Source organism: Nocardia lasii (genome assembly GCF_042658545.1).
GTDB lineage: Bacteria > Actinomycetota > Actinomycetes > Mycobacteriales > Mycobacteriaceae > Nocardia > Nocardia lasii.
This window is the reverse complement of record NZ_JBHSQN010000009.1, coordinates 62,341-87,958: the sequence shown is the minus strand read 5'-3', so window position 1 is coordinate 87,958 and position 25,618 is coordinate 62,341. Positions and strand designations below refer to the sequence as shown.

The 25,618-nt window shown below is 71.2% G+C and carries 18 protein-coding genes; 10 read left to right on the top strand and 8 right to left on the bottom strand.

Going from position 1 to position 25,618, the window contains the following annotated elements; all coding sequences use genetic code 11:
* The first annotated feature begins 47 nt into the window (after positions 1-47).
* A complete protein-coding gene (locus tag ACFP3H_RS13590) occupies positions 48-2,408 on the top strand; it encodes a DUF4153 domain-containing protein (RefSeq protein WP_378605002.1) in 2,361 nt (786 codons plus the stop codon).
* A 242-nt stretch (positions 2,409-2,650) separates the two neighbouring features.
* On the opposite strand, the gene ACFP3H_RS13585 is transcribed toward ACFP3H_RS13590, so the two are convergent.
* Genes ACFP3H_RS13585 through recC form a run of 3 tightly spaced genes read right to left on the bottom strand, consistent with a single transcriptional unit; the run spans position 2,651 to position 11,596 of the window.
* The gene (locus tag ACFP3H_RS13585; RefSeq protein ID WP_378604999.1) at positions 2,651-4,777 is read right to left on the bottom strand and encodes an AAA family ATPase; all 2,127 of its coding nucleotides are present in this window, start codon (positions 4,775-4,777) and stop codon (positions 2,651-2,653) included.
* 49 nt (positions 4,778-4,826) lie between these two features.
* Entirely contained in the window at positions 4,827-8,189 is a 3,363-nt protein-coding gene (locus ACFP3H_RS13580) for a UvrD-helicase domain-containing protein (RefSeq protein WP_378604996.1), read from the bottom strand.
* Entirely contained in the window at positions 8,186-11,596 is a 3,411-nt protein-coding gene (recC, locus tag ACFP3H_RS13575) for an exodeoxyribonuclease V subunit gamma (RefSeq protein WP_378604993.1), read from the bottom strand. The genes ACFP3H_RS13580 and recC overlap by 4 nt, the downstream gene beginning before the upstream one ends.
* 189 nt (positions 11,597-11,785) lie before the next feature.
* Here recC and ACFP3H_RS13570 point away from each other — a divergent pair, with 189 nt between their 5' ends.
* The 4 genes from ACFP3H_RS13570 (at position 11,786) to ACFP3H_RS13555 (ending at position 15,383) form a co-directional block, all read left to right on the top strand.
* Entirely contained in the window at positions 11,786-11,992 is a 207-nt protein-coding gene (locus tag ACFP3H_RS13570; protein ID WP_378604990.1) for a hypothetical protein, read from the top strand.
* Between the two features lie 83 nt (positions 11,993-12,075).
* Positions 12,076-12,972 (top strand): serine hydrolase, encoded by an 897-nt coding sequence (locus ACFP3H_RS13565; protein ID WP_378604987.1) that lies wholly within the window; start codon positions 12,076-12,078, stop codon positions 12,970-12,972.
* 82 nt (positions 12,973-13,054) lie between these two features.
* Complete coding sequence (locus tag ACFP3H_RS13560; protein ID WP_378604984.1) at positions 13,055-14,491, top strand: NAD(P)/FAD-dependent oxidoreductase; 1,437 nt, start codon at positions 13,055-13,057, stop codon at positions 14,489-14,491.
* A 154-nt stretch (positions 14,492-14,645) separates the two neighbouring features.
* Complete coding sequence (locus ACFP3H_RS13555; protein WP_378604981.1) at positions 14,646-15,383, top strand: hypothetical protein; 738 nt, start codon at positions 14,646-14,648, stop codon at positions 15,381-15,383.
* A 76-nt stretch (positions 15,384-15,459) separates the two neighbouring features.
* Here ACFP3H_RS13555 and ACFP3H_RS13550 read toward each other — a convergent pair whose 3' ends face one another.
* From ACFP3H_RS13550 to ACFP3H_RS13535, 4 genes are all read right to left on the bottom strand, one after another.
* Complete coding sequence (locus ACFP3H_RS13550) at positions 15,460-16,125, bottom strand: urease accessory protein UreD (RefSeq protein WP_378604978.1); 666 nt, start codon at positions 16,123-16,125, stop codon at positions 15,460-15,462.
* Positions 16,115-16,822 (bottom strand): urease accessory protein UreG, encoded by a 708-nt coding sequence (ureG, locus tag ACFP3H_RS13545; RefSeq protein WP_378604975.1) that lies wholly within the window; start codon positions 16,820-16,822, stop codon positions 16,115-16,117. The genes ACFP3H_RS13550 and ureG overlap by 11 nt, the downstream gene beginning before the upstream one ends.
* Before the next feature lie 66 nt (positions 16,823-16,888).
* The gene (locus tag ACFP3H_RS13540; RefSeq protein ID WP_378604972.1) at positions 16,889-17,539 is read right to left on the bottom strand and encodes an urease accessory protein UreF; all 651 of its coding nucleotides are present in this window, start codon (positions 17,537-17,539) and stop codon (positions 16,889-16,891) included.
* 108 nt (positions 17,540-17,647) lie between these two features.
* A complete protein-coding gene (locus ACFP3H_RS13535) occupies positions 17,648-19,117 on the bottom strand; it encodes an MFS transporter (RefSeq protein WP_378604969.1) in 1,470 nt (489 codons plus the stop codon).
* A gap of 90 nt (positions 19,118-19,207) precedes the next feature.
* Here ACFP3H_RS13535 and ACFP3H_RS13530 point away from each other — a divergent pair, with 90 nt between their 5' ends.
* The 3 genes from ACFP3H_RS13530 (at position 19,208) to ACFP3H_RS13520 (ending at position 21,876) form a co-directional block, all read left to right on the top strand.
* Positions 19,208-19,927 carry a TetR/AcrR family transcriptional regulator gene (locus tag ACFP3H_RS13530; protein ID WP_378604966.1) on the top strand — a complete coding sequence of 240 codons (720 nt, stop codon included), beginning with the start codon at positions 19,208-19,210 and terminating at the stop codon, positions 19,925-19,927.
* A 183-nt stretch (positions 19,928-20,110) separates the two neighbouring features.
* Entirely contained in the window at positions 20,111-21,079 is a 969-nt protein-coding gene (locus ACFP3H_RS13525) for a zinc-binding dehydrogenase (protein ID WP_378604963.1), read from the top strand.
* Positions 21,080-21,201: 122 nt separating this feature from the next.
* Positions 21,202-21,876 (top strand): class I SAM-dependent methyltransferase, encoded by a 675-nt coding sequence (locus ACFP3H_RS13520; RefSeq protein ID WP_378604960.1) that lies wholly within the window; start codon positions 21,202-21,204, stop codon positions 21,874-21,876.
* Here the strand turns inward: ACFP3H_RS13520 and ACFP3H_RS13515 are convergent.
* Positions 21,873-23,075, bottom strand: a complete 1,203-nt coding sequence (locus tag ACFP3H_RS13515) for a DUF418 domain-containing protein (protein WP_378604957.1) — start codon at positions 23,073-23,075, stop codon at positions 21,873-21,875. The two genes, ACFP3H_RS13520 and ACFP3H_RS13515, sit on opposite strands and share 4 nt — an antisense overlap.
* Positions 23,076-23,270: 195 nt before the next feature.
* Between ACFP3H_RS13515 and ACFP3H_RS13510 the strand changes: the two genes are divergently transcribed.
* Positions 23,271-24,257, top strand: a complete 987-nt coding sequence (locus tag ACFP3H_RS13510; RefSeq protein WP_378604954.1) for a zinc-binding dehydrogenase — start codon at positions 23,271-23,273, stop codon at positions 24,255-24,257.
* 76 nt (positions 24,258-24,333) lie between these two features.
* Entirely contained in the window at positions 24,334-25,560 is a 1,227-nt protein-coding gene (locus ACFP3H_RS13505; RefSeq protein ID WP_378604952.1) for a cytochrome P450 family protein, read from the top strand.
* The last annotated feature ends 58 nt before the right edge of the window (positions 25,561-25,618 follow it).

Genomic DNA, 25,618 nt, shown 5'->3' with positions numbered 1-25,618 from the left:
CCACACGGTCCCGGGCCCATGTCGCACACCTATCGGAGGGGAAAACCATGTCTGAGAAGTCACTGTCCGAAACACCCGCTGAACCGGCCGAGTCGAGTTCGGTGCCGGTCACGACCCTGCTCGCCGCCCGACGCGAGAACACCGACCGGCCCGCGCAACCCTGGCAACCGGCCGCCCTCGGTCCCATGCCCGCCCTGCCCACCATGCCCCCACCGATCCCCCCGGTCCCACCCCGCTGGCGCATGGTCGCCCGTCCCCCGGGCGTCCTGCCCGCCGCCGCCATCACCGGCATCGTCGGCGCGACGGTGATCCCCGTCGACCGCCCCGGCATCGGCTGGCTCCTCGCGGGGCTCACCACGGCGGGGGCGCTGTGCGTGGTCGACTACCGCGCCCGCACTCGCGGCCCCGAGGAAACGAACTCGTCCACATCGCGGTCGGCGGAGGTATCCGATACTCCCGAGATCGACAGCGCGGCTGAGGGGGTGGCCCCGACGTCGGTCGATGTCAGAGAGCCCACCTCCGACTATGCACTCGGGGTGAACACTGCTGGGGCGCAACAGAATTCCGCCCCCGATGACGACGCCACCGGTGTGCGTGCCCAGCCGGCGGTCGAACCTTCCGCGAAGGTCTCCGGAGCGAGCACGGTAGTGGGTCGGCCCACCGACGGACAGGGTGACGACGACTCCGAAACAGACCCGAGGGCAGGCCGACCCGTTGACGGGATCTCGGCATCAGCCGCCATCGACGCCGAGAAACCCACCGCGAGCGCGACCACAGGTCCGCTGACTGGCAACGGCACGGAAGTGGGTGACGCGAAGGCGGGTCCGCTGACTGACAACGGCACGGAACTCGGTAACGCGAAGACAGGCCCGCTGACCGACAACGGCGCAGAACTCAGTGACACGAACGCAGGCCCGCTGACCGACAACGGTGCACAACTCAGTGACACGAACGCAGGCCCGCTGACCGACAACGGCGCAGAACTCAGTGACACGAACGCAGGCCCGCTGACCGACAACGGTGCACAACTCAGTGACACGAAGACAGCGCCGCTGACCGACAACGGCACGGAACTCGGTGGCACGAAGGCAGGTCCGCTCCCTCGCGACGGTGTCGACTCGAGCACGGGTGGCCATGTAGCAGATCCGCTGGCGGGCGAGGCGGCGGACTCGGAGGCACCTGTCGCCGGCGCACAGCCGGTTTCGGTGCACGATCGGGTGTGGTGGGCGGTGGCCGCGTTGGCACTGCTCGGGGTGGGGACGTTTCGGGCGGCCGGGTGGTTGTTCGTGCTGTGTGTGATCGGGGCCGGGGTCGCCGGGTCGTTGGCGGTGTTGGGGCGGCGCAGTGTGCGCGGGATCGTGCACGATGTGTTCGCGGTGCCGTGCGCGGTGTTCGGTGCGGTGCCGTGGGCGTTCTCGGGGGTGCGGGATTCGCGGCCCGCGCAGGCGAGTGTGCGGCGCTACGGGGTGTCGGTGGCGGCCACGGCGGCGCTGCTGGTGGTGTTCGTTCCGCTGCTGGGCGGGGCCGACGCGACGTTCGCGGGGCTGCTCAACGACCTGGTGCCGACCGTGGACGCGGCGGCGACCTGGGGCTGGATCGCGTTGTTCGTGGTCGTCGCGATCGGGGCGCTCGGCGCGCTGTACGTGCTGGCCGGGCCGCCCGCGCGAGCGGCGGATTCGGTTCGGCCACTGCGCCTGTGGTCGCGCGGTGAGTGGATGCTGCCGGTGGGCGCGTTGACCACCTTGTTCGCGGTGTTCGTCGGCGCCCAGTTCGTCGCCCTGTTCGGTGGCGACGACTACGTGCAGCGCACCGCGGGCCTGACCTACGCCGAGTACGCGCGCAGCGGGTTCTGGCAGCTGTCGGCCGTGAGCATCCTGACCCTGGCCGTGATCCTGGCGGTGCTGCACTGGTCGGTCCAGGCCCACGCCACCGACCGCCTGTCCCTGCGCGTGCTGCTGAGCGCGGTGAGCGTGCTGGCCCTGGTCATCGTCGGTTCCGCGCTCGCCCGCATGTGGACCTACCAGCAGGCCTACGGCTTCACCGTCCTGCGCCTGCTGGTGACGGTGTTCGAACTGTGGGTGGGCCTGGTGTACGTGCTGGTGCTGTTCGCCATCGCCCGCCTGCGCTGGACCTGGGTCACCCGCGCCGCGCTCGCCACCGCCCTCGGCACCCTCATCGCCCTGGCCGTGGTCGACCCGGAACACCTTGTCGCCGAACGCAATATCGACCGCTGGCAAACCAGCGGCCGCCTCGACACCGACTACCTGAGCAGCCTGTCCCCCGACATCCTCCCCGCCCTCACTCCCCTCCCCACCGACCTGCGAACCCGCATCGAATCCACCATCCGCTCGGAGGTCGACAACGACCCGTGGTGGGCCTGGAACCTGTCCCGCAGCTCGGCCCACTGATCCACCGCACGGCCGACACCGTAATCCCCGTCGGCCGTACGATGGTCCCACCCTGCCTGTCGGCCGCACGGCGATCCCAACCTGCCGGTCGGCCGCACGGTGGTCCCGACCTGCCTGTCGGCCGTGCGGCGATCCCACCACATCGACGCAGGTCACGATCAAGTTCCCGACACCCGGTTCGGTGCGAGATCCTCTGCACCGCGTCGACTGCGCCGCCCCGCCCAGCTGTCGGCCGATCGCGATCAGGACTGGGGTGCGACGGTTCTGGACAGGCCGCTCGCGCGTAGGACGCGGCGGCCGATCGCGGCGCGGATGGAGTCCTCGGTGCCGATGATGCGGACGTGGGTGCGGGCGCGGGTGATGGCGGTGTAGAGGAGTTCGCGGGTGAGCAGGGTGGATTCGGGTTCGGGCAGGACCACCGAGACCGTGTCGTACTGGCTGCCCTGGCTGCGGTGGATGGTCATCGCGAAAACCGTGACCACGGCGGGGAATTGGGTCGGGTGGACCAGGTAGGGCTCGCTGCCGCGTTGCAGGGCCGCGCGCAGGGAACCGTCGGGGCGGCGGATGATGACGCCGGTGTCGCCGTTGTAGATGCGGGCTTCGTGGTCGTTGGCGGTGACCAGCAGTGGTTGCCCGGGATACCAGACCGATTGCGGCCCTTCGGGTCCGGCGCCGCCCGCCGCCGCCCACTCGGCCGCCATCCGATCCCACCGTTCGACGCCGAAGGGGCCCTGGCGGTGCGCGCAGAGCAGCCGGTGCGATTCCAGCGCGCTCAGCGCCCCGACCGCGTCCCCCGCATCAGCGGCGGCGGTGACAGCCAGCGCCGCGGTCGTGACATCGGCCCGCACCGCCCGCACATCGTCGGGACCGCACAGCGACACATCCTCACCCCCGGCCCGTAGGATCGCGAGGGCCGTATCGGCGTCGCCCGCCCGCACCGCGACCGCCAGATCGGCGATGTGCCCACCGAACCGCCGCCCCCTGGTCAACCGCACGATCCCACCCTGCAACCGCCGCCGCTCGAGCGCGCTGAGCCCCTGTGCCACAGTCGAATTCACCGAGCCGCCGGTCGAGGAGTCGGTGGTCGCGCTCGACGCCACAGCACCCGAATCCGCACCGACGCCCGCCGACTGCCCGCCACCGGCGCCCGCCGACCGCCCATCACCGGCGCCCGCCGACTGCCCGTCACTAGCGCCCGCCAACTGCCCGTCACCGGCGCTCACCGCCCGCCCATCACCGGCGCCCACCGACTGTTCGTAACCGAGCGCGCCGGTCCGCTCCGTTCGCGATTCCTCGAGATCGAGGATCTCCCGCAACGCCGGGTTGGGTGCCCCGGTCACCGGCCCGGCCACCAGGTCGGCCAGCACCGCACCCGCGTCGACGGAGGCGAGCTGATCGGGGTCGCCGACGAGGACGAGGCGGGTGTCGGGGCGCAGGGCCGAGAACAGGTGGCTCATCATCGTCAGCGACACCATGGAGGTCTCGTCGACCACGACCACGTCGTAGGGCAGCCGGTTGTGTTCATGGTGGCGGAAGCGGGTGGTGCGCCCGCGCTGCCAGCCGAGCAGGCGGTGCAGGGTGGCGGCGGTGAGTTCGGGCAGCCCCAGGTCGGCGGCCTGTTCGCGGACGGCTTCCTGGAGGCGGGCGGCGGCCTTGCCGGTGGGGGCGGCCAGGGCGATGCGCAGGGCGGGCAGCTTGGGGCTGGCGGCGCGGTGGGCGGTGAGCAGGGCGAGAATGCGCGCGATGGTGTGGGTCTTGCCGGTGCCGGGCCCGCCCGCGACGACGGTGGTCCAGTGGGTCGCGGCCAGGGCGGCGGCCAGGCGTTGCCGGTCGGGGCCCTCGCCCAGCGGGTCGGCGAAGAGCCGATCCAGTTGGGCGCGAACGAGTTCGGGATCGATCACCGGGTGGTCGGTGCTGCGTTCGATCAGCACGCGACGCAGGGTTTGTTCCTGCTGGTAGTAGCGGTCCAGGTAGAGCAGCGCCCCGCCCTCGGCGTCGGCCTCGACGATCCGCAGCGGACGCAACGGCCCCGACTGTCCACCGCGAATCAGCGGGCTGCGCCGCAGGGCGGTGAGCACCCGGTCGGTATCGGGCCACGGCAGTGTCGCCGGGTCGATTCCCGGTGTGCCGTCACGGTTTTCGTCGGCATCGATGCCGATCTCCCGCATCCGCGACAGTTCCAGACACACCGATCCCGACCGCACCGCGCGCACCGCCAGCGCGGCCACGAACAGCACATCCTCACTGTCCTCACGCCCGAGCCGTCCCAGCCGCACGGCCACGTGCACATCCGCCGCCGACAGCACGCCGGCCTCGTTGAACACCCGCAGCAACCCGGTCCCCCGCTGCGCCACCTGAATCGACGTCACGATCGCCCCTCCTCGACAGCGTCGGCGGGTCGCGGGTACAGACCAGCCCTCATCGCGGCCCCGCCAGCAGATCCGACAGCGCCACCACGAGTTCCGCCGACGGATACCAGTCGAACACCCCGTGCCCCGACGGCGTCTCGGCCCCGATCATGCCGCGCACGAACAGATATCGCGCGCCGCCGAGGTGCACGGCCGGGTCGTATCCGGCCAGCCGCCACCGCAGATACCGGTGCAGCGCCACGGCATACAGCAGTGCCTGGAGCGGATAGTGCGACCGGATCATCTCCGCGACCATGTGCTCACGCCGGTAGTGCTCGACCGTGAGGTCACCCGTGCCGAGCCGGTTGGTCTTGTAGTCGACGATCAGATAGCGGTGCCCGCCCGCCCCGTCGGGCACCCGCAGCACCGCGTCGATACTGCCGGTGAGATACCCGCGCAGCACCGTATCCGGCAGCGCCGCAACATGATCGGGATACTCGGCCAGGTCGTCGTCGGCGGGCAGGTGCGCGCGTAGCAGGGCGGCGATGGCGTGCATGCCCGCCGATCGTGGGCCGGGCGTGTCCCCACCGCCGAGGGGCAGTTCGAAGTCCAGTTCGTTGAGCCGGTCGCGGGTCGGAATCGCCGCCAGCGACCCGAAATCGGCTGGGGTGCGCATGACTTCGAGCAGCGCGGTCGCCAGCAGGTCCACATCGAGTTCGGCCATGGTGTGCTCGACGGCCTCGACACACCGCGCACGCACCTCGGCGGCCAGGTCGGGCACCGACGTGTCGACCGTTTCGAGCACGCTGTGGACCAGGGTGCCGAATTCGGCGCCGTAGGGCAGCGCGTTCATCAGCGAGGGCGCCCCGGTGGCCGCGACCGGGGCGTCCAGGGGTGCCTCGGCGGGTTCGTCGTCGGGGCCCGGCCCGTCCTCCGGTTCCTCCGCGCGCGCACCCGCCGCGTCATGGGCGCCCGCGGTCAACGCCGAGTAGGAGGTGCGCCGCCACTGCTGATCGAGCGAACGCGTGAACTCCGCGGCCGCCAGCTCACCGGTCGGCAGGTCGGCGCGCACCCGCCGCGGCGCCACATCCTCGGGCCGGTCCACCGCGGTCACCGAGATCACCTCGCCCGCCGGTGCGGCCCAGTCGGAAATCCGTTGCACCGCAGCAGAATCGGCGGGGATCTCGGCGCGGCGCGGCACCTGGGCCGAACCCGGTCGCCGCCCCAGCATCATCCGGTGCAGCGGCGCCGCCCCGGTGGTCACCGCGGGCGCCCACCACAGCACCGCCTGGCACATGGCCCTGGTCAGCCCCACGTACAGCAGCCGCAGTTCCTCCCCCGATTCCTCGGTCTCGCAGCGCAATTGGCGTTCGCTGTAGCCGGGCGCTTCCTTGCCGCCGATGTCGAGGACCCTGGTGCCGTGGTCGTCGTGGAACAGCAGCGTCGCCGGGTAGGGGTTCTTGGCGCTGTCCCACGCGAAAGGCAGGTACACGATGGGGAATTCGAGCCCCTTGCTGGCGTGCACGGTCGCGATCTGTACCGCCGCCGCGTCCCGATCGAGCCGACGACTGCGCCCGCTGACACTGCCCGCCTCCGGCTCGCGCACCCGGTCGGCGAGCCAGCGGGTCAGTGCCGTGAGCCCCAACCCTTCGGCCATGGCCACCTCGTCGAGCAACTGGGCGAGGTGGCGCAGGTCGGTGAGTTCGCGTTCGCCGTTGTCCACCGCGAGCAGGCGCGGCGCGAGATCGGTTTCGGTGGCGAGCTTGTCGAAGACGGCGGCGAACCCGGCGCGCGCGAACAGCCGGGCCGCGTCGCGCAACTGCGTGGAGATCCGACCGACGAGATCCGCACCGCCGGAGTCGATCTCGGCGGCACTCGCCCCCAGGATCGGCGTACACGCCGCCAGCCGGACCCGGTCACCGCGATGCGGCTGTTCCAGCGCGCGCAGCACCCACAGCCAGTCGGTCGCCGCCGGGGTCGCGAACACGCTGGTGCCACCGGCGAGCACCGAGGCCACCCCGACCCGATCCAGCGCCGCCCGCACCACCTCGATGTGCGAGCGGGTCCGCACGAGCACCGCGATGTCGCCGGGCCCGATCGGCCTGCGCACCCGCCCGTCACCGACCTCGGTGAGCGAATGATCCACGCCGCGTTCGGGTTTGGCCTCGATGGTGGTGCCGGATTCGAGCAGGGTGACGATGTCGGCGGCCAGGTCGTCGGCCACCTTCGCCCGCTGCCTGCCCACCGAGGGAAAACCCGACTTGTTGCGCGGTCCGGCGCCGGTGCGCGGCAGCACCCGCACCCGCAGCGGGGTGATCATCTCCGGCGCGCCGTGCAGGCGGGTGGCCGGGCGGGTGGGGGTCACCGGGTACACGCTGATCTCGGGATGCCCCAATTCCGCACCGCCGCACAGGTGGTCGACCGCGCGCAGCAGCCCGGCGTCACTGCGCCAGTTGCGGGTGAGCTCGCTGCGCCGATCGGCCGAGCTCACGGCGTCGAGATAGCTGAGCACCTCCGCGCCACGGAAGGCGTAGATGGCCTGTTTGGGGTCACCGACCAGGACGAGGGTGGCGTGCTGGTGGAAGGCCAGGCGCAGGATGTCCCACTGCAACGGGTCGGTGTCCTGGAACTCGTCGACCAGCGCGACCCGATACCGCTGCCGGATCCGGGCGCGAGCGCGCGGCCCGTGCTCGGGATCGGCGAGCACGTCGTGCAGTAGGACCAGCAGATCGTCGAAATCGCGCAGTCCCGCACGGCGTTTGCGCCGGTCGGTCTCGGCACGCACGGCGCAGGCGAACGCGACCCGCTCGCCCGCGGTCCCGTCGGTGCGCGGCGCGAGTTCGGCGTGGCGGTCGTGCACCGCGGCCAGCGCGAGGGTGTGCGCGTCGCGCAGCGAGAAGGGAGCCCGAGCGCGGGCGTAGCGGGCCAGATACAGGTCGTCGGCGACGGTGGCGACCAGGTCGTCGACCGATTCGACCAGCCGGGCACCCGGATCGTGTTCCCCGGCCAGACCGAGTTCGTCGAGCATCCGCTGACAGAACGAGTGGGTGGTGGCGATGGTGCCCGCGTCGAAATCGGCCAGGGCGGTGAGCAATCGGTGCCTGCGCTGCCGCACCGTCACCGGATCGGCCTCGGCCAGCGCGCGGACGAGTTCGTCGGCGTGATGGCGGGCCGCGTCGGGTTCGGCCAGGGCCGCCGCCACGGTGACGAAACGGTCCCTGGTGCGTTCGCGCAGTTCCTGGGTGGCCGCGCGACTGAACGTGACCAGCAGCAGTTCGGTGATCGCGATCCCGGCCTCGGCCACATAGCGGACCGCGAGCGAGACGATGGCGTGGGTCTTGCCGGTGCCCGCGCTGGCCTCGAGCACGGTGGTGCCCTGTGGCAGCGGGCCGGTGGCGTCGAACGCGGTCGGCGCGGAGATCGTCCCGGTCACGGCTGCCCCTGACTTTCCGCGGCGAGCAACGGCGCCCACCAGCGACGGGCCAGCGCACCGAAGCGGGTGGTCTCGGGTTCGCCCGGTCGCGCGGATTCGGTGGCCAGCGCGGCGAATCGGGGCGCGCGACCCCACACGTAGCGCAGGTAGCGGTCGGTGTGGTCGCCGAATTTGTCGGGGCCGTGCTGTCCGCCGTCGAAGGCGTGTTCGGCGGCGAGCAGGGCGTCGGCGACGCTGTCGCCCCGGACGCGGCGCTCGGCGTAGGCGGCGGTGGCGGTGGGTGCGCAGGGCAGCGGTTCGCACAGTCCCTCATCGCGCAGACGGACCAGGTCGCGCAGGATCGCCAGCGCCGCCGTCGATTCCGGTGCGGTGATGATCGACCGGGTGACCGGTCGGCTGCGGAACTGACCCCGCCCGGTGCTGATCGCCTGCCACGAGCGGTCCTCGGTGGCGGCCAGCGCGAGGAGCGACACCCACGCGGCCAGACGGTGTTTCGGCGCCAGCCGGGAGTAGGTGGTGCGCACCAGCGTCTCGCCGCGCACCTCGGGAACCGTGCCCGCGAGGGTGCGCCCGTTGCCGAGGTCGATGGCGATGTCGACCGCGCGCGCCGGCGCCTCGTAGTCGGGCAGCGCGGTGCGGACCAGGGTGTCGACGGTGCCCTCCACCTCGTCGAGCACCTTGGTCCCGAAACCGAAGGGCGGCAACGTTCCTCGACGCCACTCGGCCGCCCGCAGCCCGGCCGGGTCGGCGCCGGTGAGGCGCGCGGTCAGCATCCGTTCGCCCAGATCCCACTTCGCCAGGCCGTCGAGTTCGATCGGGAGCTGATCGGCGATGTCCTCGGATTCCTCGGGCACCCGCAGCCCGAGGCGCTGCCACAGGAACGCGCGCACCGGATGTTCGGCGAACGAGATCAGTTCCGCCAGTGCGATATCCGCGGCCGGAACCGGTGGGAGCGGGGCGGTGAGCAGCGGCGGGCGCGGCTGGGACGGGCGGGCCGCGGCGCGCGCACCCGCGAGGGCGACGGGATCGAAGCTGCGCGGGTTCCCCAGGGCGAAGTTGCGGCGGTCGAAGGCTTGCAGGGGGTGGCGCACGTGGACGGCGTCCCTCGCGGCCGGGCCCACGTGGGCGGCGAGCACATCGAGCAGTTCGGCCACCGGCACGGCGGGCGGGCGCACGGCACCGGTCACCGGGTCGGCGCCGGTGTGCAGGACCACCAGGCGCTCACCGGCCGCCATGATCGCGTCGAGCAGGAGTTGGCGGTCCTCGCCGCGCGCGTCGCGTTCGCCGACGAGCGGGTCACGGGCCAGCAGATCGTCACCGTCGACACTGCCCGGACGGGGGAAGACGTCGTCGTCGAGACCGAGCAGGACCACCACCCGGTGCGGCACCGAGCGCATCGGCACCAGCGTGCACACCGTGAGTTCGCCGGTGCGGAAATTGGCGCGGCCGGGACCACCGGCCAACCGACTCGTCAGCAGGACCGCCACATCCGCCAGGCGCAACGGGGTCCGGTCGGCGTGTTCGGTGGCGGCGACGATCTCGCGACGCGCTTCGGCGCGAACCCAGGACTGCGCGACCGGCACCTCGGTGAGCAGCTCGACCGCGCGCAGCAGCACCGTGGTCCACTCCGCGCCGGGGCGGGGGCCGCGCAGATCACGCAGGCAGACCGCGAGCCGGTCGATGAACTCGGCGAAGCGACCGGCCAGATCGACATCGTTGGAGTCGACATCGTCGAGCGGCAACGCCAGATCGAGCCAGTCGTCGCCGGATTCGTCGGCGGTGACCCCGAGCAGGATGCGGTCGACCGCGGCGTTGAGGGTGTTCTGCGCGAAGTCGGCCAGCCCGAACGCCTCGCGTTGCCGCTGCCCGATCCCCCACCGCGCACCGGATTCGGCGGCCCACTGGCGCAGCCGTTCGATCTCGTCATCGTCGAAACCGCAACGGCGGCGGACAGTTTCGCTCGCGGCCAGGTCGAGCACCTGCGTCACCGTGACGCGCCCGTCAGCCAGTTCCAGCAGCTCGAGCACCACCGCGAGCATCGGATTGGTGACCGCGCGCCCGCGATCGGCGAGCCGCACCCGCAGCTGGTGCGCCGGATGCTCGCCCTCGACCGGGAGGTCGACACCGGTTCCGCGCTGCCCGAACGCGGCCCGCACCAGCGGCGCGTACGCCTCGACATCCGGGCACATGATCAGCACGTCGCGCGGCTCGAGCGTGGGGTCGGCAGCGAAGATCCGCAGCAGCAGATCCCGCAGCACCTCCACCTGCCGGGCGGGTCCGTGGCAGGCGTGCACTTCGACGGTCCCGTCCGGGTGCGCACCCGACTCGGGTGTCCGATCCTCACGCAGGGCCTGCTGGACGGCGCCGAGCAGCGTGGCCGGGGGTTCGGCACCGGTCAGGTGAATATCGCTGTCCAGCAACGGCATCAGCCGCAGCTGCAACTCCCGCACGTCCCGACCGAGCCCGGACAGCAGCGGGTGAGCGACGAGATCGGCACTGCGATCGGCGACGCGCGGACCGACCCTGACATCGTGTGCCGATTCCCCACCGGCACTGCGGTTTTCGTCGTCCACAGCGTCGGCGCGGGTCGCGACAAGGTCGGCCGAGGGAAGGTCGCGCGCACCGCACAACGCCTCCCACAGCCGCGGACTCGGATGTGCCATCCACAGGTGCACGTCCCGGTGAACGGCCAGCGCCGACAGCACCGCGAGTTGGTCGGCGGGCAACCGGGTGAGGCCGAAAACCGACAGCCGCTCCGGCAGATCCACCGAATCCGGCGCGGCCCGCAACCGCGCGCAGGCCGCGGCGAGCCGCTCGGCGGGACTCGGCGACCCCACCGCCGCACGCAACGCCCGCCACAGTCGCGGCTGCCAGGCCAGATCGTCGGGCACCGGCCCGCCCGCACCGTCGGTGTCGGCCCCCGCCGTCCAGTCCAGCAGGACCCGCGGCCGTTGCGCCGCATACGACTCGAACAGCGCCGCCAGGTGCGCGGCGGTGGCATAGCGCCGACCGAGGCGATGATCGGACTCCGGCAGCCCGAGATGGCGGGCCAGCACCGCCGCCCACGGTTCGGCGGCGCTCTCGTCGATCACCCGCAGCAGCGTCCACACGAGCCGCTGACCGACCCACGGATCATCGGCGGGCGCGACCCCACCGGCCCCCGCGAGCACCTCGGCCACGAGCGCGGCGGGCGCGGGAAACGCGATATTGGCGGCGATCCCGTCTCCGGCCCCGCCGTCGACCCCGAGCACCCCGGACAGTCGCTGGGCCAACCACCGCTCCACGCCTTTGGCAGGCACCGACACGACCTCGGGAACGAACGGATCGGCGGGCACCGCCGCCAGCAATCGCCCCAGTCCGTCGGCCAACGCGTCGGCGCGTTCGGCGCGATGGAGGTGCAACGGCATCCGTTGTTTATACGCCCAGCGACCGACCCGCAATCGCGCGCCCCCGCGACCATCACTGAACCGGGTTAGTGAGATACGCCACACCCCGAGCGGTCCCCGCCGCGCCTGCGACGACCCCGTGCGCGCCCGTGGGATCGTTGCTCCTCCGGTGGGACAGTTCGGCCGCGGGCGAAAGGCTGGTTTCGTTTCATGATCGCGCAGGTGTTAGCCCTGGTTCCCGATGGTGGCTTCATCGTCCGTCGCGTCGGCGCGCGCTGGGAATTGATCAATTCCCGCCGCTACGGGCCTGATCAGGTCCTGCACTCGTGGCCGCTGGACCGCCACGGCGAAGCGTTCGAACACTGCCATCGCCTCAACGGCTGCCCCATCGCCACCCCGCACGCCGCGCACCACTGAGCGCAATCATCGTGCGCCCCAACGGCGCCGTCCGAGGCGGGGTGATTCGGGCGAATTAGTGCGATGTGGGCGCGGGTGTGCGAATGTGGTCCCTCGTGCGTGACCGTTCTCGTTCCACCCGTGTCGTTTCCCGAGTCGCAGCAACTGCTTGCCTGCTCGCCGCCGGCGCCGCCCTCACCCCGGGCGTGCCCGTTCTCGTCGCCGGAGCCCACGCGGCCCCGCCCGCCCTGACCCAGGTGACGGTGCCCGGATTCGACGCCGATATGAGTGCCAGGATCGCGCGCGTGGACGCCTATCTCGCCGGTCGCCCCGGCGTGGTCGGCTATGTGCTGCGCGATCGCAAGACCGGCGGCGTCTACGCCAACCAGCACGCCGAGCAGCAGATCTGGACCGCCTCCACGATCAAACTCGCCATCGCCGCCGATCTGCTCAACCGCGCCAGGGTCGGCGCGATCGGGCTGGCCCCGGAGGACCGTTTCAACCTCGAGGCCATGCTGGCCACCTCCAACGATCACGCCGCCGACGTGCTGTGGCACAAGTACATCGGCTTCGACCGGATGGCCTACAACAACGCCTTCCGCGCCTACGGCATGGTCAGCCTGATCCCGCAGCCGACCACCACCGCGCTGTTCCCGGACTGGTCGTTCCAGAAGTGCACCGCCGCCGACCTGGACCGGCTGATGAACAGCATTCTCGACACCATGCACCCCGACGACCGCGCCTACCTGCTCGACCGGATGCGCTCGGTGGACTCCAACCAGCACTGGGGCGTGTGGGGCGCGGGCGCGCGGATGCGGCCCGGTCTGAAGAACGGTTGGTCGGCCGAAGCCGACGGCTGGGTGGTCAATTCGGTCGGTGTCGCGGGCGGCGACGAGCGTTATACGTTGGCGATCATGAACGCGCTCGGTAACGCCGGGGGATACACCGAGGGAGCCGAAACCGACACTCGCGTGGCCGAACTGCTGCTGTCAGGTCGCTGACCCCCCACATCCCGTATTGTCGGACTCGAGGTTCTGTCACCACCACCGCGGGGCCCGCCCCAGTCAGTCGAGGAGCGCGACGATGAGCACTGAACCTGTCGAACAGCGGTCTGCCAACAAGCGGCACCACGTCGTGGTGATCGGCTCCGGATTCGGCGGACTGTTCGGAACGCGGCATCTGCGCAAGGCCGATGTCGATGTCACCCTCATCTCCAAAACCTCCACCCACCTGTTCCAGCCACTGCTCTACCAGGTGGCCACCGGCATCCTGTCCACCGGCGAGATCGCCCCGGCCACGCGCCTGGTCCTGCGCAAGCAGAAGAACGCGCAGGTGCTGCTCGGCGACGTGATCGATGTCGACCTGGCGAGCAAGAAGGTCACCTCGCGACTACTCAATCGCGACACCGTCACCGACTACGACAGCCTGATCGTCGCGACCGGCGCCCAGCAGTCCTACTTCGGCAACGATCACTTCGCCACGTTCGCGCCGGGCATGAAGACCATCGACGACGCGCTCGAGTTGCGCGCGCGCATTCTCGGCTCGTTCGAGCAGGCCGAACTGGCCACCACGCAGGAGGACCGCGATCGGCTGATGACGTTCATCGTCGTCGGCGCGGGCCCCACCGGTGTCGAATTGGCCGGTCAGATCGCCGAACTCGCCGACCGCACGCTCGACGGCACCTTCCGCACCATCGACCCCCGTGACGCGCGCGTGATCCTGCTCGAGGGCGCGGGCGCGGTGCTCGGCCCGATGGGCCCCAAGCTCGGCCACAAGGCCGCCAAGCGGCTCGAGAAGATGGGCGTGGAGATCCAGCTCAACGCCATGGTGACCGGCGTCGACGCCAACGGCGTCGTCGTCAAGGACGCCGACGGCTCCACCCGCCGCATCGAAGCCACCTGCAAGGTGTGGTCGGCGGGCGTACAGGCCAGCCCGCTGGGCAAGATGATCGCCGAGCGCTCCGACGGCACCGAGGTCGACCGGGCGGGCCGCGTCATCGTCGAGCCCGACCTGACCGTCAAGGGTCACCCGAACGTGTTCGTGGTGGGCGATCTGATGTCGGTGCCCGGCGTGCCGGGCCAGGCCCAGGGCGCGATCCAGGGTTCCACTTACGCGGCCAAGGCGATCAAGGCCGGGCTGCACGGTCAGACCGCCGACGAGCGCAGGCCGTTCAAGTACTTCAACAAGGGCTCGATGGCCACGATCTCGCGCTTCGACGCGGTCTGCCAGATCGGCAAGCTCGAGTTCAGCGGCTTTCTCGCCTGGCTCGCCTGGCTCGCGCTGCACCTGTACTACCTGGTCGGCTACCGCAGCCGCATCGTCACGGTGATCGGCTGGTTCGTGTCGTTCCTGGGTCGCAATCGCGGCCAGATGGCGGCGACCGAGCAGTGGATCTTCGCCCGACTCGCGATCGAGGAGGTCAACGCCGATCAGGCCGAGGCCAAACAGCTCGCGGCCGATGTGGGCGCGCCACCGGCGAGTGCCGAACCGCTCACCGAGGAACAACGCAAGATCGGGTAGCACCTGTAACGTTTGCGGCTCGCGGGCGATTGCGACCCATCCGCGCCGAGCACTGATCCGAATGCCGGACGTCATATGTGTGACCGAACCGGAAGACGAAAGGTGATCTATGGCGACGGGGAAACACAGGGTACCCAACCCGCAGCGACACAAAGTGGGGTCGGTCGTCGCTGCCGGAGCGGTACCGCTGATCATGGCGCTGGTCGGCACCGGCACCGCGAACGCCGATCCCACGCAGGCGGCGGTGACCCAGTCCGACCAGGCCGCGCCCGGCGTCGACACGGTGGTGGCCGACGCCGTGGTACCCGCCAATACCCGCAGCTCGTTGCAGAACGCGCGCTCCGGTCCCGAGCAGGACTATCTCTCCCCGGTGGGCACGCTGCACGCGCCCACCGCGGTCACCCCGGTGGCGCCGATCCTGCCGCCGCCGGGCCAGTTCCGTTTCGGTGACCAGCTGGTTCCGGTGCCCGACTTCGTTCCGGTCGACGCCTCGATCCAGATCAACGACGCGTCCGCGCGCACCGAGGCGGACCTGGCGACCTTCCTCGACTCGGTCGGCCTCGAGCGCAGCCGGTCCGACCGGATCGCGGCCGAGACCATCGGTTCGGCGGTGCGCGGCGCGGCGATCGGCAACACCCTCGCCTCGCCGATCGCGATGCTGGGCGCCCCGCTGGGCGCGGTCGCCGGGCTCGTCGCCGGCATTCCGCTGCTGCCGGTCGGTCTGGTCGCGGGCCCGATCCTGGGCGCGGCCGTCGCCTACATGGCGGTGTCGTTGCCGTTCACGGCGGTCGGGGCCGGGATCGGCGCGGCGGTGGGTGCGGCGAGCGGCTTCCTCGCCCCCGCGCACGGCGAGACCCCGGCTGATTCCGAGGGTGTGCTCGTCGACGCGTAGTCGATTGTTATCGCGAAGGGGAGCCCGGCCGAGTGCCCGGCTCCCCTTCGTCGTCGATCGGCCCGACGCGCACCCATCAGTGCACGGCGACTGCCGCGTGCAACCTCGCACTCGTGCGGGTGGTGAGCGATCCTCCCGCCGCCAGCGGCAACCGCACCTCCTCGACGCTGCCCGCCCACGCGGGCCTGGTGTCGGGGTAGACCAGTTCGCTGTCGAGGGCGCGCGGCGCGGTCAACCGGTCGTCGGTCGAGGCACCCGCACCCACCTCGAGCCGGTGTCGCAGCAGCGGAATGTCACCGAGATCCGCGCTCAGATCCCCGCGCCACCCGCCGCCGTCCTCACCGCTGCGGCCCAGTTGCACCCGTTCGCGCAGCCGCAGCCGCGCGTCGGGCGCCACCTGCACCGTGGTCACGGTGTGGTGGATCGCCCCACCGGCCACGATGGTCGGTTCGGGATCGAAATCCAGTTCGGCGCCCGCCCCGATCTCGAAATGCCAACGCGCGCTCGAGAACAGCGTGTCCGGGCCGGGTAGCGCGATCGTCGCCGCGACCGAGCGCACCACCAGCCGCGCGCCGGGCCGCACGACGATGGTGATGTCGAGTTCGTCCCCGCCCAGCGGGGTCGCGGCGGTGCCGATCAGGTGCACGGTGTCGGTGCCGGTGTGGCGCCCGGCCAGGCCGCCGACCGCGTCGATGCGCGGCAACCTGCCCGGTGCCGCGATAATGCTCAGTTCAGTGCGCAACGCCGGTGGCCGCGTCCTGTTCGGCGGCGACCCGCAGCTGTTCGCGCACCCACGCCAGCACCGGGGTGGCGGCCGGGTCGTCGGTGAGCGAGACCAGCGCGGTGGGACGGCCTTCGCGCACCTTGGCGGCGTCGCGCTCCATCACGCCCAGGTCGGCGCCGACCAGCGGGGCGAGGTCGGTCTTGTTGACCACGAGCAGGTCGGAGAAGGTGACGCCGGGTCCGCCCTTGCGCGGCACCTTGTCGCCGCCGGCCACGTCGACGACGAAGATCTGCACGTCGATCAGGCCGGAGGAGAAGGTGGCGGTGAGGTTGTCGCCGCCGGATTCGACCAGGATCAGGTCCAGCGGCGGGTTGGCCGCGACCAGATCGTCGATGGCGTCGAGGTTGGCGGTGATGTCGTCGCGGATGGCGGTGTGCGGGCAGCCGCCGGTCTGCACGGCGGTGATCCGCTCGTCGGGCAGCACGGCGTGGCGGCGCAGGAAGTCCGCGTCCTCGGTGGTGTAGATGTCGTTGGTCAGCACCGCGAGGGACAGTTCGTCGCGCAGCTGCCTGCACAGCGCGGCGACCAGCGCGGTCTTGCCGGACCCGACCGGTCCGCCGATCCCGATCCGCAGCGCCTCCCCGGCCGCGCGGTCGCGCTTGGGCCGGTCGTGGCTGTGATCGTGCGGTTCGCCGTCGATCAGGTGGGGAGGCATGGGGCTCCATTCTTCTCGGGATGTTCGGGGGACGGGACGCGGACACCGGCGATGGGTCCGCGGGGGTCAGGAGGCGAACAGCGGCATGTCCCGCAGCAGGTGACGTTCGGCCATCGCGTCCTGTAGCGGATCCGACAGCGCCGCGAGTCCGAGGGCGGCCTCGGCGGCGACGCGGTCACACAGCGGCGCGAGGCGCACGGTGCTCGCGGCGATGGCGGCGGGGTCGAGCGCGAGCAGGCGTTGCGCGGCGGTCGCGGCCCCGGTGAGCGTGGTGTAGACGACGACGCCCGCGAGCTGTTCGGTGGTGGCACCGGTCGCGACGCCGACCATTCCGAACACTGTCGACAGGTGCGGACGCGGACCCGCCGCGACCCAATCCTGGTGCGGCCACAACTGTTTGGCCAACCGCAGCAGCCCACGCCCCTGCGCGCGGGATGCGGTGCGCGCGGCCGGGGCGGGGGTGCGGGCGTCGGCTTCGAGCTCGGCACGTTCGGGTGTGAGCGTGCCCGCGCAGACCGCGGCGGCGAGCGAGGCGGTCACCAGTCCCGAGGTGGCGACGCGCCGTCGCAGGTACAGCTCCACGCTCGCGTTGTCGCGCAGCAGCCCCGACGACACCGCCTCCTCGACCCCGCCCGAATGCACGTGCCCGCCGATGGGCAGGCGCGAATCGGCCAGGGCGAGCAATGTCGCCAGTCCCGCCGCACCCTCGTTTCGCATCCGCCGATCCTAAGCAATAACCCCGCCGGTCCGCCCGGTGAGCCCCGCCCACCACCCGCACCGTGGCGACGATCACGCCGGCGCCGGCTCCGGCCCACGCCCGGCGGCTCAGCGATCGGCGCGGGCCGAACGCCAAGCCAACACAGCCATTCCGATCAGCAGCAGCGCGCCACCGGTGGTCGCGAGATGCATTCCGCTGACGAAGGATTCGCGCGCGGCGTGGATCAACCCGGCGTCACCCCCGGAGTGCAGCAGCGTATCGCCGAGGGTGTCGCCGAAGTCGCCGCCGGAGCGGAACACCAGCGCCGCCACCGAACCGAGCAGGGCCAGGCCCAGCGCATTGCCCAATTCGAAGCTGGTCTCGGAGATCCCGACCGCCGAACCGGCGCGCTCGGCGGGCACCGCCGACACCGCCACGTCCGACACGAGCGTGAACGACAGGCCGTAGCCGACACCGGCGATCACCGAGCCCGCGATGTACCAGCCGATTCCGCCGTCGACGCCCACGCCGAGCAGCATCAGGTTGCCCAGCGCCGAGAGCAACAGCGCCAGGGTGAACGTCGCCCGCACGCCCAGTCGCAGCCCGACCCGCGCGCCACTCATCGAGCACACGAACACCGCGATCGCCATCGGAATGCCCAGCAGTGCGGCGGCCAGCGCGTCGCGCCCGGTGACCGATTGCAGGTAGATGCTGGTCAGGTAGCTCATCGCGGCCAGCGACATCATGCCCACCATGCTCGCCCCGATCGCCACCCGGAACAGCGGCCGGGTGAACAGCGACAGGTCTAGCAGCGGTTCGCTGAGATGGCGCTGCCTGCGCACGAACAGCACCAGCAGCACCACGCCGATCAGCGCGATCGCCGCCGACATCGCGTCGAGCCCCTCGGCGGCGATGTGCTTGATCCCGTAGATCAGCGGCAGGATGCCACCGATCGAGAGCGCCACGCTGGGCAGGTCGATCGGGCCGAGCGCGACCGCGCGGTGTTCGGGCAGCAGGATCGGCCCGAAGATCAGCAGGATCGCCAGCACCGGGATGTTGATCAGGAACACCGAACCCCACCAGAAGTGGTGCAGCAGCAGCCCGCCGATGATCGGCCCGACCGCCCCGCCGCCGGCGAAGAACGCGGTCCAGATGCCGATCGCCGTCGCCCGTTCGCGCGCGTTCGGGAACAGGGTGGAGATCAGCGACAGGCTCGACGGCAGCAGGGTCGCGCCGCCGATGCCCATCAGCACGCGCGCGGCGATCAGGATCGGGGCGGTGGGCGCGAACGCGGCCAGCACCGAGGCGACGCCGAAGATGGCGGCGCCGACGAGCAGGATGTTGCGTCGCCCGATCCGGTCGCCGAGGTTGCCCATGGTGATGAGCAGGCCCGCCAGCAGGAACCCGTAGATGTCGAGGATCCAGAGTTGTTGGGCGGCAGAGGGATCCAGGTCGGCCGTGAGGGTCGGCATGGCCAGGAAGAGCACCGAGATGTCCATCGACACCAGCAGCACCGGCAGCAGCAGCACGCCCAGTCCGAGCCATGCGCGGCGTCCACCGGCGACTGCGGTGGGCACCGCCGGTTCCAGCTTCGTCATTCCGACTTCCTTCCGAGGATTGCGTACGGTGTACGCGAGTTCTGGGTACAGTGTACGCATGAAGGTCGTATTACGAAAGCGAGTCATGGGATGACCGAGTCGAAGCTCACCCGCCCCGCGATCGTCGACGCCGCGATCGCCCTCGCCGACGCCGACGGCCTCGATGCCGTCTCGATGCGGCGCATCGCCGATCGCCTCGATGTCGGCACCATGTCGCTGTATCGACACGTGGCGAACAAGGACGAACTGATCGCGGCGATGACCGACGAGATCGCCGCCCGCCACCCCTACCCCGACCCGACCGGCCAGGGTTGGACATGGCGCGACCGGGTGCGCATCGCCGCGGAGATCGACTGGCAGCTCTACCAGCAGCACCCCTGGGTGCTGCTCACCTTCGCCGTCCCCCGCTACAGCTTCGGCCCGCAGGGCCTGACGAGCCTGGCCTGGCTGGTCGAGGGCCTGCGCGAACTCGACGTGTCCGCACGCGAGGCGACCACGATGGGGTTCACCGTCTGGAACTACATCTCCGGCGCGAGCCTGCCGGTGGTCGGCGGCGCGCTGCTCGCCGAGAAGCGCACCGCCACCGACGACACCAACGGCCTGCGCGACCTACTCGAGGGCAAGCCCTCCTTCCCCGTGCCGCCCGCACTGGCCGACCTCAACGGCGCCGGCGTGAGCGACCTGACCTCCGAGGACCTGCTGTTCCTCGGCCTGGACGCCCTCTGCGACGGTTTCGCCGACCGAGCCGCCCGCCGCGCCGCCGCGACCGACACCCGACCCGCGGGCACGCCGGATGGTTCCGACCGCTGAGCCGGCACGGCCACCGGCGCTCGCGCGAAGTCGACCCAGCCCCAGATCCGACCGCCGATACTGCGCGGCCCCGGCTGCTCCCGCGAGGTCGACCCAGCCTCAGAGCCGGCCACTGAGACTGCGCGGCCACAGCTGCTCACACGCCCTTGACCTAGACTATGGTTCAGGTTGAACACTGGGCTCATGCACGCGATTCAGCTTCACGAATTCGGTCCCGCCGAGAACCTGCGCTACGAGTCGATCCCCGATCCGGAACCGGGTCCGGGTCAGGTGCGCATCGCGGTGGCGGCGAGCGGGGTCCATCTCGTCGACACCGCGTTGCGGCGCGGCGAACCCGGCCCGTTCCCGGTTCCGCCGTTGCCGACCGTGCCCGGCCGCGAGGTCGCCGGGGTGGTGGACCGACTCGGTGCCGGTGTCGACCCGGCGCTGCTCGGCACGCGCGTCGTCGCCCACCTCGGCGCCGCGCCCGGCGGGTACGCCGAGCTCGCGATCACCGACGCCGAGCGCCTGCTCACGATCCCCGACGGTGTGAGTCCCGCCGCGGCGGTCGCGATGGTCGGCACCGGCCGCACCGCGCTCGGCATCACCCTGTTCACCGAGATCACGCCCGACAGCGTCGTGGTGGTCACCGCGGCGGCGGGCGGGCTCGGCACGCTGCTGGTGCAGTACGCCGTGGCGGCGAGCGCGACCGTGGTCGGCCTGGCCGGTGGACCGGACAAGGTGGCGCTGGTGCGCGCGAACGGCGCCGATATCGCCGTCGACTACACCCTGCCGGACTGGCCCGAGAAGGTGCGCGCCCACCTGGGCGGTCGCGCGGCGACGGTCGTCTTCGACGGCATCGGCGGCCCGACGGCCCGCGCCGCCGTCGACCTGCTCGCGCCCGGCGGCACCCACGTCGTCTTCGGCTGGTCCAGCGGCGCCCCCGCCGTCCTCGACCCCGCCCTGAACATCACCTCCCGGAACGTCCTGGGCCCGGCGATGGTCGAGCGGGCCGGTGGCGACCTGCGCATCCTGTCCGAACGCGCGCTCACCGCCGCGGCCACCGGCCTGTTCCGACCCGCGCTCACCGAATTCCCCTTGGCCGAGGCGGCCGCCGCCCACCGCGCCCTGGAATCGCGCGCCACGACCGGCAAGGTCGTGCTGATCCCCTAGTCGATCAGCCGTGATCGGCGGCCGAGATTCCCCGGCCGGATCTCGGCCGCCGACGCGTGCTGGTCGACCACCGGACCGACTGTCGCGCGGCGGTTTGCCCCTCGGTGCGCAAGACTGGGCCCATGAACGACGCGCAGCCACCCGCCGATCGCCGCTTGGCCGCGCAGGCGTTGGCGGCCGATGATCCGACCGGGTGGTTCGAGCCGCTCTACGCCGAGGCCGCGGCGGGCACGTCGATGGTGCCGTGGGATCGCGACGAACCCAATCCCCTGCTGGTCGACTGGCTCCACGCGACCCCGCAACCCCCGGGCACCCGCGGTCTGGTGCTCGGTTGCGGTTACGGCACCGACGCCGAATTCGTTGCCGCCCAGGGCATCCGGACGACCGCCTTCGACATCTCGCCCACCGCCATCCGCGGTGCCCGCGCCCGCTTCCCCCGCTCCCCCGTCACCTACACCGTCGCCGACCTGCTCAACCCACCCGAGTCCTGGCAGCACGCCTTCGACCTCGTCGTCGAATCCATCACCGTCCAATCCCTGCCCCCGGCCGTGCGCGACGCCGCCATCGCCAATATCCGAATTCTGTTGGCCCCCAACGCTACCCTGCTCGTCATCGCCGACATCGCCCCCGCTCCCGCCACCTCCGGCCCACCCTGGCCCCTCACCCGCGCCGACATCGATTCCTTCACCACCCCCGCCCTCACCCAGATCCGCGTGGAAACCGTTCCCCGCCCCGATGTCCCCGACCGCCACCGCTGGCGCGCGGAATTCCACCGCCCGGCACAACCGAACCCCTAGTCCGCACCGCGCTGACCGGCGGGCCGTCGCCATGGCGGCACCGTCAGGTAGGTCGCGGCGCGCAGCATCCACTCGACCGGGCCGTAGGGGTGTCGGCGCAACCACCACGCGCTGACACCGAGTTGCGCCGCGAAGGTGAGCAGGGCGATCGCGAGGACGCCGAGCGGTGCGACGGTGTCGGCGAGGGCGAGGCCGTAGCCGGTGTAGACCAGGACCAGGACGATCGACTGTCCGATGTAGTTGGTGGCGGCCATGCGACCGGCCGGGGCCAGCGGGGCCAGGAATCGACCCAGGCGCGCCGACCGTGCCGCCACCAGGATCGCGGCCACATAGGCGAAGGTCACGGCCGGGTTGACCAGCATCTGCAGGCCGTGGACGACAGGCAGGTGCCACCAGTTCATCAGTTCGGCGAAGGTCATGGCCGAGACCGGAAGCCCGATCACGAGCCCGCTGACGAGCACGCGAGAAGACCAGCGGCGCAACAGTTCCGGGTCCGTGAAGAGGGCACGTTTGCCCGCCGCCAGGCCGAGCAGGAACATCGCCAGGCTCGGCACGCCCTGCCCGAACCAGATCATCAGCGCGAAACCCGGCGCCACCGAAGTCTGGGCGGCGAGGGTCGAGGCCGGGGTGCCGGTGTAATCGGCTGCCAGCGCGGGCAGATCGGCGAACTGCGCGAATGCCAGCACACCGTGGTAGCCCGGGATGAAACTCCACGCCGACCAGATCGTGTACAGCACCACCGCCGTGATCACCGCGGTGCGCGGCGCCATCGCGCGCATCGCGATCAGGATCAGACACAGCACCGCGTACAGCGTGAGGATGTCCCCGATCCACAGCAGGTAGGCGTGCACCGCCCCGATCGCCAGCAGCGCGACGGCGCGCCGCACCAGTCGCGGTGTCGGCGACACCCCGGCGCGTTCGGCCGCCGCGATCTGCAGGGTGAACGAGTAGCCGAACAGGAACGCGAACAGCAGGTAGAACCGCCCGGTGAACAGCGCGTCGACGCCCGCGCGCACCAGCACGTCGGCGGTGCCGGCGAAGTGCGATACCGGGTTCTCGCGCGTGCCGACCACCGACCACAGCGTGGTGGCCACGATCGCGTTGGTGATCAGGATCCCGAACAGGGCGAACCCGCGCAGGATATCGACCTCGGCGATCCGCTCAGCGGATCGAGCTGCGCGAGAACGGGATTCGACCACCGATCGAGCGTAGGCGCGCGACCGGACCGAATTCGTCCTCCTCGCGGGGGACCCGCACCCCCACGCCGGGCGGTGCGCCGATCATCCCCGCGGCGTATTGACAGCGGCGACCGCCTCCGCCGCGCCCGCGGCCCGCGGTGCCACAATGGGACACGACCAGCACGGCAGGTACTCGCAACCAGCACGGAGGCGGACATGCAGGCAGTTGTCATCGACGAGTTCGGCGAACCGAAGGACGTCCTCACCGCACAGCAGGTGCCGACGCCCGAGCCGGGCCCGGGTGAGGTGCGGATCGCGATGTCGCTGTCGCCGATCCACAACCACGATCTGGCGATCATCCGCGGCGTCTACGGCTATCGGCCGCCGCTGCCCGCCGTGCCGGGGACCGAGGCCGCCGGTGTCGTCGACGCGGTCGGGCCCGGGGTCGAGAAGCTCGCGGTCGGGCAGCGGGTGGCGATCGCCGGCGTGCGGGGCGCCTGGGCGGATTCTTTCGTCGCCCGCGCCGAGCAGGCCGTGCCGATTCCGGACTCGGTGTCCGACGAGACCGCCTGCCAGCTGCTCGCCATGCCGCTGAGCGCGCTGATGCTGCTCGACGATCTGCGGGTGAAATCCGGGCAGTGGATCGTGGTGAACGCGGCCAACGGCGCGGTGGGTCGACTGCTGAATCTGTTCGCGAAGGAACGCGGGGTGCGGGTGTTGAGCCTGGTCCGCGGCCCGTCGTCGGTGCTGGCGTTGGAGAAGCTCGGCTACGGTCCGGTCCTGGATACCGAGTCGGTGGGGTGGCTGGCCACGGCGACCGACATCACCGGCGGTGAGCCGATCGTGCGCGCGGTCGACCAGGTCAGTGGCCCCGGCGCGGGCGATCTGATGGCGTTGCTCGCCCCGCGCGGCGAGTTGATCTCCTTCGGTGCGCTCTCGGGCAAGCAGATGGTGATCGACACCGGCGCGCTGATCTTCAAACAGGCTGTGGTGAAAGGCTTCTGGGGGCAGCAGCGCAGTTCCGAGATCGACCGGGCCGATTACGTCCGACTGATCACCGAGCTCGTCACCCTCGCCGCCGACGGCACCTTGCGCCTGGATGTGCAGGCCGATTTCCCACTCGATCAGGCCGGTGCGGCCGCCGTGGTCTCCGAGACGCCCGGCCGCAACGGCAAGGTGGTGCTGCACGCGGGGAACCGCTGAGTTCTCCCGTCCGGCCGGGCGGTCGCGTATCGCCCGGCTGATGCGCCGTCACCCCCGCGCAGGTACCGTCGATCCGATGGCCGACCTCATCGCCTCCACCCCTGTCGAGTCCATCGGCGCCGACTTCTTCGACGATCCGCACGCCCACTATCACCGCTGGCGCGCAACAGGTCCCGTGCATCAGGTGCGTTTCCCCGACGATGTCGTGCGGTGGGTGATCGTCGGCTACCGAGAAGCCAAGCTCGCCATGGCCGATCCTCGGTTCCGCAAGAACATCGGCCGCGTCGACGAGATCCTGCACGCCAAAAGGAATTCCACCCCGAGCGACCCGAATGTCGTTGCCCTGCTGAGCCATATGCTCAGCTCCGACCCGCCCGAGCACACCCGCCTGCGCAAGCTGGTGAACAAGGCGTTCACCAGCCGCCGGGTCGCGCTGCTGCGCCCGCGCATCGAACAGATCACCGCGTCCCTGCTCGACGCCATGAGCGAGCACGACGAGGTCGACCTGATGAGCGCCTTCGCCGATCCCCTTCCGGTGACGGTGATCTGCGAACTCCTCGGCGTCCCGTTCGCCGACCGCGACGACTTCCAGGCGTGGACGAGAACCCTGGTCACGGTGGTCGGCGAGGGCGAGCAGGACGATCGCCCCGCCGCCTCGGCCGCGATGGTCGGCTACCTCGCGAAACTGGTGCGCACCAAGCAGTCCCGGCCCGCCGAGGATCTGCTCTCCCACCTCGTCCTGGCCGACGACGACGGCGACCGACTCACCGACCGCGAGCTGGTGTCGATGGCCTTCCTGCTGCTGGTCGCCGGCCACGAGACCACGGTGAACCTGATCGGCAACGGCGTGCTGGCCCTGCTCCGCCACCCCGAACAGTGGCAGGCCCTGCGCGCCGACCCCACCGGCATCCCCGCCGCGATCGAGGAGTTCCTGCGCTTCGACGGCCCCGTCGACATGGCCACCGTCCGCTACACCACCGAGCCGGTCACCCTGGGCGGCATCGAGATCCCCGCCGACGAACTCGTCTACGTCGCCCTCGCCGCCGCCAACCGCGATCCCGCCCGCTTCACCGACCCCGACACCCTCGCCACCGCCACCCCCACCTCCGGCCACCTCGCCTTCGGCCACGGCATCCACTTCTGCGTCGGCGCCCCCCTGGCCCGTCTGGAATCCGAAATAGCCTTCACCGCCCTGCTCGCCCGCTACCCCGACCCCACCCTGTCCCCCACCGCCGACCTCCACTGGCAATCCAGCACCCTCATCCGAGGACTACGAGACCTCCCGGTGCGGTTGCGTCGATGACCTCGAACCCGCACCGCGAGAACGGGTTCCGAACTCCCGTCGCGCGGCGATGCGGGGC

What these genes read in the sequence shown, in the direction of transcription:
- ACFP3H_RS13505 (WP_378604952.1), top strand. Translation starts at nt 24,334, where the DNA reads ATGGCCGACCTCATCGCCTCCACCCCTGTCGAGTCCATCGGCGCCGAC.
- ACFP3H_RS13535 (WP_378604969.1), bottom strand. Translation starts at nt 19,117, where the DNA reads ATGACGAAGCTGGAACCGGCGGTGCCCACCGCAGTCGCCGGTGGACGC.
- ACFP3H_RS13560 (WP_378604984.1), top strand. Translation starts at nt 13,055, where the DNA reads ATGAGCACTGAACCTGTCGAACAGCGGTCTGCCAACAAGCGGCACCAC.
- ACFP3H_RS13540 (WP_378604972.1), bottom strand. Translation starts at nt 17,539, where the DNA reads ATGCGAAACGAGGGTGCGGCGGGACTGGCGACATTGCTCGCCCTGGCC.
- ACFP3H_RS13510 (WP_378604954.1), top strand. Translation starts at nt 23,271, where the DNA reads ATGCAGGCAGTTGTCATCGACGAGTTCGGCGAACCGAAGGACGTCCTC.
- ACFP3H_RS13590 (WP_378605002.1), top strand. Translation starts at nt 48, where the DNA reads ATGTCTGAGAAGTCACTGTCCGAAACACCCGCTGAACCGGCCGAGTCG.
- ureG (WP_378604975.1), bottom strand. Translation starts at nt 16,822, where the DNA reads ATGCCTCCCCACCTGATCGACGGCGAACCGCACGATCACAGCCACGAC.
- ACFP3H_RS13520 (WP_378604960.1), top strand. Translation starts at nt 21,202, where the DNA reads ATGAACGACGCGCAGCCACCCGCCGATCGCCGCTTGGCCGCGCAGGCG.
- ACFP3H_RS13570 (WP_378604990.1), top strand. Translation starts at nt 11,786, where the DNA reads ATGATCGCGCAGGTGTTAGCCCTGGTTCCCGATGGTGGCTTCATCGTC.
- ACFP3H_RS13525 (WP_378604963.1), top strand. Translation starts at nt 20,111, where the DNA reads ATGCACGCGATTCAGCTTCACGAATTCGGTCCCGCCGAGAACCTGCGC.
- ACFP3H_RS13565 (WP_378604987.1), top strand. Translation starts at nt 12,076, where the DNA reads ATGTGGTCCCTCGTGCGTGACCGTTCTCGTTCCACCCGTGTCGTTTCC.
- ACFP3H_RS13530 (WP_378604966.1), top strand. Translation starts at nt 19,208, where the DNA reads ATGACCGAGTCGAAGCTCACCCGCCCCGCGATCGTCGACGCCGCGATC.
- recC (WP_378604993.1), bottom strand. Translation starts at nt 11,596, where the DNA reads ATGCCGTTGCACCTCCATCGCGCCGAACGCGCCGACGCGTTGGCCGAC.